Below are 16,369 nucleotides of genomic sequence, written 5' to 3' on the forward strand. Positions count from 1 at the left end.
TTTCTCTACTGTGAACGCTCACAGACGCACTATCTGTGAACGCTCACAGAGCATGGCATGGTCTTCGCAGCAGGCGAGGACCCAGGTCAGGGGAGAACGATCCATGCCCAACATCACGAAGCACCGGCGCTTTGTGGCCACTGCCGTCGCCGTCACGCTCGGCGCCACCGCACTTGCCGCCTGTGGCGGGTCCGACGACGACAGCGAGGCCCAGTCGGGGCCGGCGAAGCTGACGTACTGGACCTGGACGCCGGGCATGGACAAGGTCGTGGACCTGTGGAACAAGGGGCCCGGCAAGGAGCAGCAGATCACCGTCACGGTGAAGAAGCAGGCCTCCGGCGACACCCTGGTCACCAAGATCCTCACCGCGCACAAGGCGGGCAAGGGCCCGGACCTGGTGCAGGCCGAGTACCAGGCACTGCCGACGCTGGTCAGCAATGACGCGGTGGCCGACATCGCGGACGAGGCGCAGGACGCCAAGGGCAAGTTCGCCGACGGTGTCTGGCAGCAGACGACGCTGGGCTCGGACGCGGTCTACGCGATCCCGCAGGACATCGGACCGATGATGTTCTACTACCGCGAGGACCTCTTCAAGAAGTACGACCTCACGGTCCCCAAGACCTGGGACGAGTTCGCCGAGACCGCGCGGAAGCTGAAGAAGGAGGACCCGGACGTCGATCTGACGACCTTCTCCGCCAACGACTCCGGTCTCTTCGCCGGTCTCGCCCAGCAGGCCGGCGCCGCGTGGTGGACCACCGAGGGCCAGAAGTGGAAGGTCGGCATCGACGACGCGGCCACGCAGCGGGTCGCCGACTTCTGGGGCGGCCTGGTCAAGGAGGGCGCCGTCGACAACCAGCCGATGTACACCCCGGCCTGGAACAAGGCGCTCAACACCGGCAAGCAGATCGCCTGGGTCAGCGCCGTGTGGGCGCCGGGCACGCTGACCACCGCCGCGCCCGACACCCAGGGCAAGTGGAAGGTGGCGCCGCTGCCGCAGTGGTCGTCCTCCGAGAACACGACCGGCAGCTGGGGCGGTTCCTCGACCGCCGTCACCACGGACTCGAAGAACCAGGGTGCCGCCGCGAAGTTCGCCACCTGGCTGAACACGGACCCCGACGCGCTGACCGCGCTGGCCAAGGAGGGCGGCATCTACCCGGCCGCCACGACCGCGCAGACCAGTGACGCGTTCGCCGAGCCGCCGGCCTTCTTCTCCAACCAGGCCGACTTCTACACCACGGCCTCCGAGATAGCGAAGACCACGGCGCCCTCCGCGTGGGGCCCGAACGTGAACGTCGCGTACACCACCTTCAAGGACGCGTTCGGCGCCGCCGCCAAGAACAAGTCGGACTTCGGCGCCGCCCTGAAGACGATGCAGGACGACACGGTCGCCGACATGAAGAAGCAGGGCTTCGAGGTCGCGGAGTGACGACGGCACGCCGGAGGTCGTACGGGGTCAAGGGGGCCCCGTACGCCTTCCTCCTCCCCGCGACGCTTCTCTTCGCCCTGTTCTTCGCGCTGCCCATCGGTTACGCGGTCTGGCTCAGCCTGCACAAGGTGCAGGTCAAGGGCCTGGGCCTCGGCTCGGGGGCACGAAGCGAAGTGTGGGCGGGCTTCGAGAACTACACCGACGCGCTGACCGACTCCGAGCTGCTGGACGGCACCCTGCGCGTCCTCGGCTACGGCGCGATCGTGGTCCCGCTCATGCTCGGCCTGGCGCTGGTCTTCGCCCTGATGCTGGACAGCGACAAGGTGCGGCTGGCCCCCTTCACCCGGCTGGCGATCTTCCTGCCGTACGCCGTCCCGGGTGTCGTGGCGGCCCTGCTCTGGGGCTTCCTCTACCTCCCGGACGTCAGCCCCTTCTACTTCGTCCTGGAGAAGCTGGGGCTCCCCCAGCCGGACCTGCTGGACGGCGGCGGCCTGTACGCGGCGCTGTCGAACATCGCGATCTGGGGCGGCACCGGCTTCAACATGATCGTCATCTACACCTCGCTGCAGGCGATCCCCGTCGAGGTGTACGAGGCCGCGAAGCTGGACGGCGCGACACCGCTGCAGACCGCCCTGCGGATCAAGATCCCGATGGTGGCGCCCTCGCTGGTGCTGACCTTCTTCTTCTCGATCATCGCCACGCTCCAGGTGTTCAGCGAGCCGACCACCCTCAAGCCCCTCACCAACTCCGTGTCCACGACGTGGAGTCCGCTGATGAAGGTGCACCGGGACGCCTTCGGCGAGGGCGACATCTACTCGGCGGCCGCCGGCGCGGTGATCATCGCCGTGGCCACCCTGGTCCTCTCGTTCGGCTTCCTGAGGGCCGCGAACTCCCGTCAGAAGCAGGAGGCAGCACAATGAGTTCTCTTGCCGTACACAAGGCGGCCCCGGCGGCGGGGACGACCCCGGGAACCGCCCAGGGCCCGCCGCTGCGCCGCCGGATCGCGCTCGTCCCGACGCTCACGCTGTTGCTGGGCGCGATCTACTGTCTGCTCCCGGTCGCCTGGGTGCTGATCGCGGCCACCAAGTCGGGCAGCGAACTGTTCTCCACCTTCACCTTCCTGCCGGGCAGCGGTTTCGGGGACAACCTGTCCGACCTGAACGCCTACCGCGACGGCGTCTACTGGCAGTGGATGGGCAACTCCGCCCTCTACGCCGGCCTCGGCGCCCTCCTGTCGACGGCCGTCTCCGCGGTCAGCGGCTACGCGCTGGCGATCTACCGCTTCAAGGGCCGCGAGGCCGTCTTCAACGTCCTGATGGCGGGCGTGCTGATGCCGCCGGTGATCCTCGCGATCCCGCAGTACCTGCTGATGGCGAAGGCGGACCTGGCGGACAGCTACTGGTCGGTGCTGCTGCCGCTGGTCCTCTCCCCGTACGGCGTGTACCTGTCCCGGATCTACGCCGCTGCCGCCGTCCCCTCCGACGTGGTCGAGGCCGGCCGGATGGACGGGGCGGGCGAGTGGCGGATCTTCACCCGGATCGCGCTGCCGATGATGGTGCCGGGTCTGGTGACGGTCTTCCTGTTCCAGTTCGTCGCCGTCTGGAACAACTTCCTGCTGCCGTACATCATGCTCAGCGACGACGAGAAGTTCCCGATCACCCTGGGCCTGTTCACGCTCCTCGAACAGGGCGCGAACGCTCCGGCGCTCTACACCCTGGTGATCACGGGTGCGCTGCTCGCGGTGATCCCGCTGATCGCGCTCTTCCTGGTCATCCAGCGGTTCTGGAGCCTCGATCTGCTGTCCGGAGCCGTAAAGTCATGACCATGAGCAGTACGGGGGGCAGGCGCAAACCGCCGACCATTCACGACGTGGCGCGCGAGGCGGGAGTCTCCAGGGGAACCGTCTCACGCGTGCTCAACGGCGGTCACTACGTCAGCCCGACGGCCGCCGAGGCGGTCAACGCCGCGATCCGCAGGACGGGTTATGTCGTGAACCGGCACGCCCGCTCGCTGATCACGGGCCGCTCCGACTCGATCGGCTTCCTGCTGACGGAACCGCAGGAGAAGCTGTTCGAGGACCCCAACTTCAATGTCCTGCTGCGCGGTTGCACCCAGGCGCTGGCCGCGCACGACATCCCGCTGCTGCTGATGGTGGCCGGCACGGAGGACGAGCGGCGCCGGATCACGCGGTACATCACGGCGGGCCACGTCGACGGGGTGCTGCTGGTGTCCAGCCACTCCGGGAACCCGGTCGCCCAGGAACTCCGCGAGGCGGGGATCCCCCTCGTCCAGTGCGGCAAGCCCATGGCGCCCGGCTCCAAGGTGAGTTACGTGGCCGCCGACGACCAGGACGGCGCCCGTGACATGGTGCGCCATCTGCTGTCGCTGGGCCGCCGCCGCATCGGCGTCGTGACCGGCCCGCTGGACACCCCCGGCGGCGTCGACCGTCTCGCCGGCTACAAGGAGGTGCTCGGGGAGGCGGGCGTCGAGATCGACGAGCGGCTCATCGTCTCCGGGGACTACAGCCGGGCCAGCGGCGAGGCGGGCACCGAACACCTGCTGGCGCGGGCTCCCGACATGGACGCCGTGTTCGTGGCCTCCGACCTGATGGCGCAGGGCGCGCTCGCGGCACTGCGCCGGGCGGGCCGCCGGGTCCCCGAGGACGTGTCGGTGGGCGGGTTCGACGACTCGGCCGCGGCGACGGAGGCCGTCCCCGCGCTCACGACGATCCGCCAGCCGTACGACCGCATCAGCAACGAGATGGTGCGGGTCCTGCTGGCCCAGATCGGCGGCGAGGACCCGGCGGCGGTGATCCTCCCGACAGAGCTGGTACGGCGGGAGTCGACGTGAGGCACCGCACGGCGTGAAGGGCGGGTTCTCCCACGCCTCTCGCGCCGATTCGTCCGGTTGCCGGCCGAACGTCATCGACACGGCGGACAGCATCGCCGCGCGTGCCACGCTCTGGCGCGGCGGAAAGCGGAGCCGGTCGCGGCCGGCCCGGACGTGGGCCTTTCCGTCTGGTCGGCCCTGGAGGGAATCCTCCCTTCGTCCGGCACGCAGCGCATGCGCGAGTGGCCCACCGTAAGGGGCGGGGACGCCTGGTCATCACCCGAACAGTCGTCCGAAGATCGCGTCGCCACCGGGATCGGAACACCGACGTGGGGGTACTCGACGCGCACCGGCCCGGCATCCGGTTGGAGACTGGAGTGCGGCCGGGGTGTGCCGACGGACGAGACCAGGACACGACTGCCATGAACAGCGACAGCAATCACCGGGGCACGGAGACCGTCGTCTCCAGCCATTCCGTCTTCGGGGCGCCCTGCTGGGTGAGCCTCACCAGCCGGGACCTGCCGGCCACGGAGAACTTCTACGCCGCCGTGCTGGGCTGGCAGTGGCGTACGGCCAAGCTCGGCGACCACTTCCGGATCGCGCTCGCGGACGGTGTGCCGGTCGCCGGGATCGCCGGGGTGGCGACCCTGTGGCAGATGGCGGTCGCCTGGACCCCGTACTTCGCCGTGTCCGACGCGGACGCGGCGGCCTCCCGGGCCAGGGAGCGCGGCGGCACGGTGGCGGTCGGTCCCCTCTCCTTCCCGCCCGGCCGGGCGGCCCTGCTGGCGGACCGGCACGGGGCCTCCTTCGGGATCTGGGAGGGCGCGCTCTTCACCGACTGGGACACCTGGCGCAAGGCCGCCCCGGCCTTCATCCGGCTCCACACCCGGGACGCCTTCGACGCCGCGATCTTCTACGGCGAGGTGCTGGAGTGGGCCACCGAGAAGCCCGGCTGCTGCGAGGTCCGCTACGAGGGGAACGAGGTCGTTCTGCGCAGCGAGGGTGAGGCGGTGGCCCGGATCACCTCCGGCGCGCTGGAAGCCGCGCCCGATCCCACCATCCGCCCGCACTGGCAGGTCCACTTCTCCGTCTCCGACGTGGCGGATCGTGTCGAGGCCGCCCAGCACCACGGCGGCACGGTCCTCGCCCAGAACGCGTCCGAGGCGGTGCTCCGCGACCCGGACGGCGCCCAGTTCACGATCACGTCGCGCAGCGAACGCTGACCGCCGCCGGGTGACTCCGGCGGAGTCCGCGGGCCCGTGACGGCCGTGACAGCGGCGGGGGTCAGCCGGCCCGGGAGGGCCGCGACAGCAGGACCAGCCCCCGGGCCTCGACGGTGATCTCCGTGCCCGCCTTGTGCTCGGACTCGTCCGAAACATCGTCCGGCTCCGCGGCCGTGTCGACGCGGGTCGTCCAGCGTTCGCCGTACGCGGCCCCGGGAAGGCGGAAGACGACCGGCTCCCAGTGGCTGTTCAGCAGGAGCAGGAAGGAGTCGTCGACGACCGGGCCGCCGTGGGGGTCGGGCTCGGCGATGGCGTCGCCGTTGAGGAAGACGGCCACGGCGTGGGCGTCGGAGCGGTCCCAGTCGGCGTCGGTCATCTCCTCGGCGTCCGGCAGCAGCCACACCAGGTCCGGGAGCGGCTGGTCCGCGCGGGTCGGCGTGTCACCGCGGAAGAAGCGGCGGCGGCGCAGCACGGGGTGGGCGGCGCGCAGCGCGATGAGGTCGCGGGTGAAGGCGAGCAGCGCACGTCGTTCGTCGTCCAGCCGCCAGTCGAGCCAGGAGACCTCGTTGTCCTGGCAGTAGGCGTTGTTGTTGCCGCGCTGGGTGCGGCCGGACTCGTCGCCGTGACTGAGCATCGGGATGCCCTGGGACAGCAGCAGCGTGGCCAGGAGGTTGCGCTGCTGGCGGGCGCGGAGCGCTCGGACGCGCGGGTCCTTGGTGGGGCCTTCGGCTCCGCAGTTCCAGGAGCGGTTGACGCTCTCGCCGTCCCGGTTGCCCTCGCCGTTGGCCTCGTTGTGCTTGTCGTTGTACGAGACCAGGTCGCGCAGGGTGAAACCGTCGTGCGCGGTGACGAAGTTGACGCTGGCGCGCGGGCGGCGCCGGCTGTGCTCGTACAGGTCCGAGGAGCCGGTCAGCCGGGACGCGAACTCGCCGAGCGTGTGCGGGCGGCCGCGCCAGAAGTCCCGTACGGCGTCCCGGTACTTCCCGTTCCACTCCGACCACAGCGGTGGGAAGTTGCCGACCTGGTAGCCGCCTTCGCCCAGGTCCCACGGTTCGGCGATGAGCTTGACGCGGCTGATCACGGGGTCCTGCTGGATCAGGTCGAAGAACACCGAGAGGCGGTCCACCTCGTGGAACTGCCGGGCCAGCGTGGCCGCCAGGTCGAAGCGGAAACCGTCGACGTGCATCTCGGTGACCCAGTACCGCAGCGAGTCCATGATCAGCTGGAGGACGTACGGGTGCCGCATCAGCAGGCTGTTGCCGGTGCCGGTGGTGTCGTAGTAGTGGCCCCAGTCGCCGTCCACCAGGCGGTAGTACGAGCTGTTGTCGATGCCCCGGAAGGAGAGGGTGGGGCCCTTCTCGTTGCCCTCGGCGGTGTGGTTGTAGACCACGTCGAGGATCACTTCGAGGCCGGCCGCGTGCAGTGCCCTGACCATCGACTTGAACTCGGTGACCTGTTGGCCGCGGGTGCCGTGGGCGGCGTAGGCGTGGTGCGGCGCGAAGAAGCCGATGGTGTTGTAGCCCCAGTAGTTGGCGAGGCCCCGGTCCTGGAGGACACCGTCCTGCACGAACTGGTGGACCGGCATCAGCTCGATCGCGGTCACGCCCAGCGAGGTGAGGTGCTCGACGACGGCGGGGTGGGCCAACCCGGCGTAGGTTCCCCGCAGTTCGGCGGGGACGTCGGGGTGGGTGCGGGTGAGGCCGCGGACGTGTGCCTCGTAGATGACGGTGTCGGCGTACGGCCGCCGGGGCGGGCGGTCGTCCCCCCAGTCGAAGAACGGGTCGGTGACCACGCCGAGCATGGTGTGCCCCGCGCTGTCGGCGCCGGGTTCGTACAGGGAGGGGTGGTTGTCCATCTGCCCGTCCACGGCCGTGCTGTACGGGTCCAGCAGCAGTTTCGCCGGGTCGCAGCGGTGGCCGGCGGAGGGATCCCAGGGGCCGTGCACGCGGTAGCCGTAGCGCTGCCCCGGTCCGACGCCGGGGAGATGGCCGTGCCAGACGAAACCGTCGACCTCGGTGAGCGGGACGGAGCGGTGGCGGCCTCCGTCGTCGACGAGGACGAGGTCGACGCGTTCGGCGACCTCGCTGAACAGCGCGAAGTTGGTGCCGGTGCCGTCGAAGGACGCACCCAGCGGGTAGGGGTGCCCGCTCCACACGGGCGCCCCTTTCCGGTCACGCCGCGCGGTCACCGCGCGTCTTCGCGTGCGTCCGGCGCCTCACCGGCGGGTACACCGGCGAGGACGGCCACGGGCATCTCGCGGGGTACCTGGAGCACTTCGCGCAGGGCGGGCTCGGGCACCGCCGGGATCAGGCGCACGCTCTGGTCGACCGGTGCGCGCTGGGTGAACCAGATGACCGTGCTGCCGGTGTCCGTGGTGCAGCAGCCCCAGCCGTTGCTCAGGGCGGCGATACGGGTCAGGCAGGGGCGCAGTTCACGGTCCGGGCGCAGCTCACGGTCGTTCTCGGCCACCGCCGCGATGAGGTGCTGACCGTTCCACCACATCTCGATCGACGTGTTCTTGTCCGTCGCGTGCTCCTCGATCGCGCGCAGAAGCAGTTCCGCGCTGTGGCAGACGGGCTCGACGAGGGTCTCCAGGTCCCAGAACCGGAGGTGAGCGGCCAGGATGCGCCTGACCCGTTCGACCCGCTCCGGACTGACTTCCACGTCGAGGTGGTAGTAGCGAGGCACTGCGGTCTTCATCGTCGTTGGCTCCTCACCGGCGAAGCTCACGCCCACATGCACCAAGCGTGAGCACCGATCACTTCTGAGTCAGCTCCAGAGTGGGAGGGCTACGCCATTCGTGCAACACGAGCGACTCCCGAGGTAGTTGAAGAACTAACAAGACGCCTGGTGGTTGCGCGTGCACCATGAGTGAAGTCATCGGCTCCGTAAGGGGTCGGTGCTCCTCCGTGCACGACCTCCCCCGGGAAGCGTGCTCCGCCGAGAGTGCCGGGAGGGACCAGCACATGCTGCTGCCCGCCAAGAACGAGGTGGCCAGACATCTGCGGCGCTACCGCACCTGGGAACGCGCGATGCTCGCGTCCCCGACCGACCGCGCGGCCCGGGAGAACTTCGAGAACTCGGGCTACACGCTGTGCGTGCTGATGGGCAAGCGCTGCGCCCGCGAGGCCGTGGCGGCCGCCGAGCGCTACCTGCAGACGAGCCTGCCCACCTACCTGCAGGAACAGACCGGCGTGCGCAAGCAGGAGACGACCGGCGAGACCCGCGAGGAGCGCACCGGCAAGACCGGCAAGACCCGTAAGGACCGGACCGGCAAGACCCGTTCCGTCCGGCGTGGTCCGCCCTCCGGGCGGCGTTCCACGGCGGGGCGGTAGGACCCGTTGCAGCACCCGTTCGGCCCAGCGCCGACTACCGAGCACGGCGGAGGTGAGACCCCATGAGCCCGACCCCGGCACCGGCCGTCGGCCGCGTCCCCGTCAGGGACGTCCGCCCGCTCGTCGAGTGTGGCAGGCGTCCCGCGAAGGCGGTCGTCGGCGAGACCTTCGAGGTCACCGCGACGCTCTTCCGGGAAGGGCATGGCGTGGTGGCCGCCAATGTCGTGCTCAAGGACCCGGAGGGCCGCCCCGCCCCGTGGACCCCGATGCGCGAACTCGCCCCCGGCACCGACCGCTGGGGCGCCTGCGTCACCCCCACCTCCGTGGGCCGATGGACGTACCGCGTGGAGGCCTGGAGCGACCCGATCGCCACCTGGCGCCACACCGCCCGCATCAAGGTCCCGGCCGGCATCGACACCGGACTCGTCCTGGAGGAGGGCGCCGAACTCCACGCGCGGGCCGCCGCGGGAGTGCCGGAGGCCGGCCCGCACGCCGCCCTGGTGACGGCCGTCGCAAAGCTCCGCGACGACACCCTCCCGGTCGCCGACCGTCTGGCGGCGGCGTTGGCGCCGGAGGTGGACGAGGTCCTGACCCGCCACCCCCTGCGGGAACTGGTCACGTCGTCGGAGCCGTTGCCGCTGCTGGTGGAACGGGAACGGGCCCTGTTCGGCTCCTGGTACGAGTTCTTCCCGCGTTCCGAGGGCACCCCCGAGCAGCCCCACGGCACGTTCCGCACCGCCGCCCGCCGCCTGCCCGCCATCGCCCGGATGGGCTTCGACGTCGTCTACCTCCCCCCGATCCACCCCATCGGCAGCACCTTCCGCAAGGGCCGCAACAACACCCTCTCCCCCACCCCGGACGATGTGGGTGTGCCGTGGGCGATCGGCTCCCCGGAGGGCGGCCACGACGCCGTCCACCCGGATCTGGGCACCATCGACGACTTCGACCACTTCGTCGCCGAAGCCCGCGCACTGGGCCTGGAAGTCGCCCTGGACTTCGCGCTGCAGTGCTCCCCGGACCACCCCTGGGTGCACAAACACCCCGAGTGGTTCCACCACCGCCCCGACGGCACGATCGCCTACGCGGAGAACCCGCCGAAGAAGTACCAGGACATCTACCCCATCGCCTTCGACGCCGACATGCCCGGCCTCATCACCGAAACGACACGGGTGCTGCGGCACTGGATGGACCACGGGGTACGGATCTTCCGCGTCGACAACCCCCACACCAAACCGGTCGTCTTCTGGGAACAGGTGATCGCCGACGTCAACGCCACCGACCCCGACGTCATCTTCCTGGCCGAGGCCTTCACCCGCCCGGCGATGATGCACACCCTGGCCGCCACCGGCTTCCAGCAGTCCTACACCTACTTCACCTGGCGCACCACCAAAGCGGAACTCACCGAGTACGCCACCGAACTCGCCGGCGAGGCCGCGAGCTACATGCGGCCGAACTTCTTCGTCAACACCCCCGACATCCTCCACGCCTTCCTCCAGGAAGGCGGCCGCCCCGCCTTCGAACTCCGCGCCGTCCTCGCCGCGACCCTCTCCCCCACCTGGGGCGTGTACTCCGGCTACGAACTGTGCGAGAACACCCCCCTCAAACCCGGCAGCGAGGAGTACCTCGACTCCGAGAAGTACCAACTCCGCCCCCGCGACTGGGACACAGCCGAACAAGACGGACGTACGATCGCGCCCCTCATCACGGCGCTCAACGACATCAGACGGCGCCACCCCGCACTGCACGGGCTCAGGAACCTGCGCTTCCACCACACGGACAACGACGCGGTGATCGCGTACGGCAAGCGCACGGGCTCGGACGCGGTCGTGGTGGTCGTCAACCTCGACCCCCACCACATCCAGGAGGCCTGGATCACGCTCGACATGGCGGAACTCGGCCTGGGCCCGGGCGAGCACGTGCCGGTGCGCGACGAGCTGACGGGAGAGACCTACCGCTGGGGAAGGACGAACTACGTGCGCCTGGAACCCGGGCGGGCACCCGCGCACGTCTTCCACGTCCAGCTCCCTGCCGAGAGCACGTCGTCCTCGTCGCAGATCGGAGCGTCAGCCACGCCATGACCATGAACAAACCCATCCCGGACACCTTCGAGGACACTCCGCAGAAGGACCGGGACCCGGACTGGTTCAAACGCGCCGTCTTCTACGAGGTCCTCGTCCGCTCCTTCCAGGACAGCGACGGCGACGGCATCGGCGACCTCAAGGGTCTGACCGCCAAACTCGACTACCTGCAGTGGCTGGGCATCGACTGCATCTGGCTCCCGCCGTTCTTCACCTCGCCCCTGCGCGACGGCGGCTACGACGTCTCCGACTACACCGCCGTCCTCCCCGAGTTCGGCGACCTCGCCGACTTCGTGGAATTCGTCGACGCCGCCCACCAGCGCGGCATGCGCGTCATCATCGACTTCGTCATGAACCACACCAGCGACGAGCACCCGTGGTTCCAGGAATCGAGGAAAGACCCCGACGGGCCCTACGGCGACTACTACGTCTGGGCCGACGACGACAAGCAGTTCCAGGACGCCCGCATCATCTTCGTCGACACCGAAGCCTCCAACTGGACCTTCGACCCGGTGCGCAAGCAGTACTTCTGGCACCGGTTCTTCTCCCACCAACCGGACCTCAACTACGAGAACCCGTCCGTCCGGGAGGAAATGCTGGCCGCCCTGCGGTTCTGGCTGGACCTCGGCATCGACGGCTTCCGCCTCGACGCCGTCCCCTACCTCTACCAGGAGGAAGGCACCAACTGCGAGAACCTCCCGGCCACCCACACGTTCCTCAAACACGTCCGCCGGGAGATCGACGCGTTGTATCCGGACACGGTCATCCTCGCGGAGGCGAACCAGTGGCCGGAGGACGTCGTCGACTACTTCGGCGACTTCGCGAGCGGGGGCGACGAATGCCACATGGCGTTCCATTTCCCCGTCATGCCACGCATCTTCATGGCCGTGCGCAGGGAATCCCGCTACCCGGTCTCGGAAATCCTCGCCAAGACCCCGGCCATTCCCTCCAGCTGCCAATGGGGCATCTTCCTGCGCAACCACGACGAGCTCACGCTCGAAATGGTCACGGACGAAGAACGCGACTACATGTACGCGGAATACGCCAAAGACCCGCGCATGCGCGCCAACATCGGCATCCGCCGCCGGCTCGCCCCGCTCCTGGACAACGACCGCAACCAGATCGAACTGTTCACCGCCCTGCTGCTGTCCCTGCCCGGCTCGCCGATCCTCTACTACGGCGACGAGATCGGCATGGGCGACAACATCTGGCTCGGCGACCGCGACGCCGTACGCACCCCCATGCAGTGGACGCCGGACCGCAACGCGGGCTTCTCCTCCTGCGATCCCGGCCGCCTCTACCTGCCGACGATCATGGACCCCGTCTACGGCTACCAGGTCACCAACGTCGAGGCGTCGATGTCGTCCCCCTCGTCGCTGCTGCACTGGACCCGCCGGATGATCGAGATCCGCAAGCAGAACCCGGCGTTCGGCCTCGGCAGCTACACCGAGTTGTCGTCGTCCAACCCGGCCGTGCTGGCGTATCTCCGGGAGGCCCCCTCGATCGAGGAGGACGGGGACGACCTGGTGCTGTGCGTGAACAACTTCTCCCGCTTTCCGCAGCCCACCGAACTCGATCTGCGCGCCTACGAAGGACGCCACCCCGTCGAACTCATCGGCGGCGTCCGTTTCCCCGCCATCGGTGAACTGCCCTATCTGCTCACCCTCGCGGGCCACGGCTTCTACTGGTTCCGGCTCTCCCGAGTCCTCTCCCGCGCTGCCCGAGGGCGTTGAAGCGCGGGCCGGCGAAAGGACGCGTCACCATGTCGAAGACCGCAACCGCACTGCTCCGGCCGAGCAGCGACGGGGTCGCCGCCGACCTCATGACCTCGCTCGCCGGACTGCTGCGCGCGTGGCTGCCGCGGCAGCGCTGGTTCGCCGGCAAGGACCGGCCCGTCACGGACCTCGCCCTGCTGTCGATGACCGAGCTGTATCCGGGCTGTCTGCATCTGCTCGTGCACACCGGTCAGCCGAGCCACACCGGCCACAGCGGGGTGCCCGCGCCCGGTGGCGCCGCCCCGGCAGGTGACTGCTATCAGCTGCTGCTCGGGGTGCGCGAGCAGGTGGTGCCGCGCCTCGGCCGGGCGCTCATCGGGCAGGCGCACGAAGGTCCGTTGGCGGGGCTGACCGTGTACGACGCGCTGTACGACCCCCGCTCGGCCCAGTTGCTCCTCGAGCGGCTGCGGCACCCCGGTACGACGGGCCCGCTGTGTTTCGAGGCGGACCCGGACGTACGGGTACCGGCCGGTCTGGCGCCTCGGCTGCTGGATGCCGAGCAGTCCAACTCCTCGCTGGTGTACGGGGACGCGTTCATCCTGAAGGTCTTCCGGCGCATCCAGCCGGGCGTGAACCCCGATCTGGAGGTGCCGGGCGCGCTGGCCGGGCAGGGGTGCGGCCGGGTACCGGCGCCGGTCGCCTGGTTCAGGACCACCGATCCGTTCCCGGCGACACTCGGCGTGCTGCAGCCGTTCCTGCCCGACGCGTCCGACGGCTGGACGCTGGCGCTCGGCGCGCTCGCCGCCGGGCACGACTTCACCGCGCAGGCCCGTGAGCTGGGCCGGGCCACGGCGGAGGTGCATCTGGCACTGGCCTCGGCCTTCCCCTCCGGGGCCCATGACGAGAACGGACGGACGGCGGCCGCGATGACCGAGCGGCTGGACGCGGCAGCGCGCTGCGTACCGGCGCTGCGGCCGTTCGTCCCCGGGCTGCGCACCGCCTTCCGTGCCCTGCTCTCCTGCGATGTCGGGCCGCCCGCGCAGCGTGTCCACGGCGATCTGCACCTGGGACAGGTGCTGCGGGCCGGCCGGGAGTGGTTCGTCATCGACTTCGAGGGCGAGCCGTCCCGTCCGCTGGCCGAACGGTGCGGCACCCAGTCGCCGGTGCGGGACATCGCCGGCATGCTGCGTTCCTTCGACTACGCCGCCCGGCAGCGCCGCCCCTGGCGCCCGGAGTGGGCCCGCCGCTGCCGGGAGGCCTACTGCGCGGGCTACGCGGCCCACGCCGGCTGGGACCCGCGCAAGAAGCACGGACTGCTGCGCGCCTATGAGACGGACCGGGCCGTGTACGAGGTCCTCTACGAGGCCCGGCACCGCCCCGACTGGCTTCCCGTACCGATGGCGGCGATCGAGCGTCTCGCCGTGAGAGGAGACTGACCGTGGCCCTGCGCGACACCACTTCCCCCGAGGCGGCGGGCCCGCCCCCGCGCAGGCCCCGGCTGACCGTGGCCGCCCCTCCCCTGGCCCCCGACGACCGTGCGCGGCTGCTCTCCGGCGCCCACCACGATCCGCACGCCCTGCTCGGCGCCCATCCGGTGCCGGGCGGGGTGGCCGTGCGGGCCCTGCGTCCGTACGCGCATGCCGTGAGCGTCGTGATCGACGGCGAGCGCACCTATCTCGCCTCGGAGGGCGACGGTCTCTTCTCCGTCCTGCTCCCGCTGGACGCCGTCCCGGAGTACACGCTGCTCGTCGCCTACGAGGACACCGACCACGAGGTCCATGACCCGTACCGTTTCCTGCCCGCGCTCGGTGAACTGGACCTGCACCTGATCCGTGAGGGGCGGCACGAGCAGCTGTGGAAGGCGCTCGGCGCCGAGCCGATGACCCACCAGGGCGTGACCGGCACCCGCTTCACCGTGTGGGCGCCGAACGCCCGAGGGGTGCGGGTCGTCGGGGACTTCGGCTGCTGGAACGGGACGGCGTTCCCGATGAGGTCCCTCGGTTCGTCCGGCGTCTGGGAGCTGTTCGTGCCGGGGGTGGGCGAGGGCGCCCACTACAAGTTCGAGATCACCTCCCGGCACGGCCACCGTCTCCTCAAGGCCGACCCGATGGCACGCCAGGCGGAGGTGCCGCCCGCGACGGCGTCCGTCGTCACGGCCTCGCACTACGAGTGGGATGACGCGGAGTGGATGGCCGGGCGCGGGGACATCCCGGTGCACGAGGCCCCGTTCTCCGTCTACGAGATCCATCTTCCGTCCTGGCGGCCGGGGCTGACGTACCGTCAACTCGCTGATGTACTCCCGGAGTACGTCCGCGACCTCGGCTTCACCCACGTCGAGCTGATGCCGGTCGCCCAGCACCCGTTCAGCGGCTCCTGGGGCTACCAGATCACCGGTTTCTACGCGCCCACGGCTCGGCTCGGCACCCCCGACGACTTCAGATACCTCGTCGACGCGCTGCACCGGGCCGGGATCGGTGTGATCGTGGACTGGGTGCCCGCCCACTTCCCCAAGGACGACTGGGCACTCGGCCGCTTCGACGGGGAGCCGCTCTACGAGCCCGGGGACAGCCGGCGGGCCGAGCATCCGGACTGGGGGACGTACGAGTTCGACTTCGGCCGCACCGAGGTGCGCAACTTCCTTGTGGCGAACGCCGTGTACTGGTGCGAGGAGTTCCATGTCGACGGGCTGCGGGTGGACGCGGTCGCGTCGATGCTCTACCTCGACTACTCGCGTGACTCCGGCCAGTGGTCGCCCAATGTGTTCGGCGGACGCGAGGACCTGGACGCGGTCGCGTTCCTGCAGGAGATGAACGCGACCGTGTACCGGCGGGCGCCGGGTGTGGTGACCATCGCGGAGGAGTCCACGGCCTGGGACGGGGTGACCCGCCCGACGGACAGCGGTGGGCTGGGCTTCGGGCTGAAGTGGAACATGGGATGGATGCACGACTCGCTGGGCTACATCGAGCACGAGCCGGTGCACCGCAAGTACCACCACAACGAGATGTCGTTCTCGATGGTGTACGCGTACAGCGAGAACTACGTCCTGCCCATCTCCCACGACGAAGTCGTGCACGGGAAGCAGGCGTTGGTGTCGAAGATGCCGGGCGACTGGTGGCAGCGGCGGGCGAACCACCGGGCGTATCTCGGGTTCATGTGGGCCCACCCCGGCAAGCAACTCCTCTTCATGGGGCAGGAGTTCGCGCAGGGGGCGGAGTGGTCGGAGGCCCACGGACCCGAGTGGTGGCTGCTCGATCCGGAATACGTCGCGCAGGCCGACCACCGGGGGGTGCGGGACCTCGTCCGCGACCTCAACACGACCTATCGCCACACCCCCGCCCTCTGGCAGCGGGACACCGACCCGGCCGGCTTCCAGTGGGTGAGCGGGGACGCCGCCGAGGACAACGTCTTCGCGTTCCTGCGGCTCGACGCGGACGGCACACCGCTCCTCGCCGTCTCCAACTTCAGCCCCGTGGTCCGCGCGGACTACCGCCTGGGAGTGCCCGGAGACGTCTCGGCGTGGCGCGAGGTGCTGAACACGGACGCCGCGGTCTATGGGGGGAGCGACGTCTCCAACGCGCACCCCGTGACACCCGAGCCCCACGCCTGGCACGGTCGACCGGCCGGCATCCGCGTGACCTTGCCTCCGCTGGCGACGGTGTGGTTCCGCCCGGCGTGACGTCCTCGCCCCCGCCGCACCCGCCCTTCCCGTCCCCAGGGGCCGCGCCCCTTCTGGTCAGGATCGGAGAAGCCCGGCGGGGCCCTC

General features: G+C 70.0%; 12 protein-coding genes. 10 read left to right on the plus strand and 2 right to left on the minus strand.

Going from position 1 to position 16,369, the window contains the following annotated elements:
- Positions 1 to 103: 103 nt before the first annotated feature.
- From OG202_RS04805 to OG202_RS04825, 5 genes are all read left to right on the plus strand, one after another.
- Positions 104 to 1,426, plus strand: coding sequence for an ABC transporter substrate-binding protein (locus OG202_RS04805; RefSeq protein ID WP_327731215.1), 1,323 nt, complete (start codon positions 104 to 106; stop codon positions 1,424 to 1,426).
- Positions 1,423 to 2,346, plus strand: coding sequence for a carbohydrate ABC transporter permease (locus OG202_RS04810; RefSeq protein WP_326585012.1), 924 nt, complete (start codon positions 1,423 to 1,425; stop codon positions 2,344 to 2,346). Before OG202_RS04805 ends, OG202_RS04810 begins: the two co-directional genes overlap by 4 nt.
- Positions 2,343 to 3,248 (plus strand): carbohydrate ABC transporter permease, encoded by a 906-nt coding sequence (locus OG202_RS04815; protein WP_326585011.1) that lies wholly within the window; start codon positions 2,343 to 2,345, stop codon positions 3,246 to 3,248. Before OG202_RS04810 ends, OG202_RS04815 begins: the two co-directional genes overlap by 4 nt.
- Positions 3,245 to 4,276, plus strand: coding sequence for a LacI family DNA-binding transcriptional regulator (locus OG202_RS04820; RefSeq protein ID WP_327731214.1), 1,032 nt, complete (start codon positions 3,245 to 3,247; stop codon positions 4,274 to 4,276). The genes OG202_RS04815 and OG202_RS04820 overlap by 4 nt, the downstream gene beginning before the upstream one ends.
- Before the next feature lie 401 nt (positions 4,277 to 4,677).
- Positions 4,678 to 5,478 (plus strand): VOC family protein, encoded by an 801-nt coding sequence (locus OG202_RS04825; RefSeq protein ID WP_326585009.1) that lies wholly within the window; start codon positions 4,678 to 4,680, stop codon positions 5,476 to 5,478.
- Positions 5,479 to 5,539: 61 nt separating this feature from the next.
- Here OG202_RS04825 and glgX read toward each other — a convergent pair whose 3' ends face one another.
- Both glgX and OG202_RS04835 read right to left on the minus strand, forming a co-directional pair.
- Positions 5,540 to 7,666 (minus strand): glycogen debranching protein GlgX, encoded by a 2,127-nt coding sequence (gene glgX, locus OG202_RS04830; protein WP_328222306.1) that lies wholly within the window; start codon positions 7,664 to 7,666, stop codon positions 5,540 to 5,542.
- A complete protein-coding gene (locus tag OG202_RS04835) occupies positions 7,663 to 8,178 on the minus strand; it encodes a pep a2 (RefSeq protein ID WP_326585007.1) in 516 nt (171 codons plus the stop codon). The genes glgX and OG202_RS04835 overlap by 4 nt, the downstream gene beginning before the upstream one ends.
- A gap of 266 nt (positions 8,179 to 8,444) precedes the next feature.
- Between OG202_RS04835 and OG202_RS04840 the strand changes: the two genes are divergently transcribed.
- From OG202_RS04840 to glgB, 5 genes are all read left to right on the plus strand, one after another.
- On the plus strand, positions 8,445 to 8,813 hold the full coding sequence (locus OG202_RS04840) for a DUF5133 domain-containing protein (RefSeq protein ID WP_326585006.1): 369 nt from the start codon (positions 8,445 to 8,447) through the stop codon (positions 8,811 to 8,813).
- 62 nt (positions 8,814 to 8,875) lie between these two features.
- Positions 8,876 to 10,891 carry an alpha-1,4-glucan--maltose-1-phosphate maltosyltransferase gene (locus tag OG202_RS04845; RefSeq protein ID WP_326585005.1) on the plus strand — a complete coding sequence of 672 codons (2,016 nt, stop codon included), beginning with the start codon at positions 8,876 to 8,878 and terminating at the stop codon, positions 10,889 to 10,891.
- Entirely contained in the window at positions 10,888 to 12,624 is a 1,737-nt protein-coding gene (treS, locus tag OG202_RS04850) for a maltose alpha-D-glucosyltransferase (RefSeq protein WP_328222307.1), read from the plus strand. Before OG202_RS04845 ends, treS begins: the two co-directional genes overlap by 4 nt.
- A gap of 29 nt (positions 12,625 to 12,653) precedes the next feature.
- Positions 12,654 to 14,042, plus strand: coding sequence for a maltokinase N-terminal cap-like domain-containing protein (locus OG202_RS04855; protein WP_327731209.1), 1,389 nt, complete (start codon positions 12,654 to 12,656; stop codon positions 14,040 to 14,042).
- Positions 14,043 to 14,044: 2 nt separating this feature from the next.
- Positions 14,045 to 16,282, plus strand: coding sequence for a 1,4-alpha-glucan branching enzyme (gene glgB, locus OG202_RS04860; protein WP_327731208.1), 2,238 nt, complete (start codon positions 14,045 to 14,047; stop codon positions 16,280 to 16,282).
- Positions 16,283 to 16,369 lie beyond the last annotated feature (87 nt).

Source organism: Streptomyces sp. NBC_00310 (genome assembly GCF_036208085.1).
Classification (GTDB): domain Bacteria; phylum Actinomycetota; class Actinomycetes; order Streptomycetales; family Streptomycetaceae; genus Streptomyces.

Coding starts and splice junctions, on each gene's coding strand:
- OG202_RS04805 (WP_327731215.1), top strand. CDS start 104: ATGCCCAACATCACGAAGCACCGGCGCTTTGTGGCCACTGCCGTCGCC.
- OG202_RS04815 (WP_326585011.1), top strand. CDS start 2,343: ATGAGTTCTCTTGCCGTACACAAGGCGGCCCCGGCGGCGGGGACGACC.
- OG202_RS04820 (WP_327731214.1), top strand. CDS start 3,245: ATGACCATGAGCAGTACGGGGGGCAGGCGCAAACCGCCGACCATTCAC.
- OG202_RS04825 (WP_326585009.1), top strand. CDS start 4,678: ATGAACAGCGACAGCAATCACCGGGGCACGGAGACCGTCGTCTCCAGC.
- OG202_RS04835 (WP_326585007.1), bottom strand. CDS start 8,178: ATGAAGACCGCAGTGCCTCGCTACTACCACCTCGACGTGGAAGTCAGT.
- OG202_RS04840 (WP_326585006.1), top strand. CDS start 8,445: ATGCTGCTGCCCGCCAAGAACGAGGTGGCCAGACATCTGCGGCGCTAC.
- OG202_RS04845 (WP_326585005.1), top strand. CDS start 8,876: ATGAGCCCGACCCCGGCACCGGCCGTCGGCCGCGTCCCCGTCAGGGAC.
- treS (WP_328222307.1), top strand. CDS start 10,888: ATGACCATGAACAAACCCATCCCGGACACCTTCGAGGACACTCCGCAG.
- OG202_RS04855 (WP_327731209.1), top strand. CDS start 12,654: ATGTCGAAGACCGCAACCGCACTGCTCCGGCCGAGCAGCGACGGGGTC.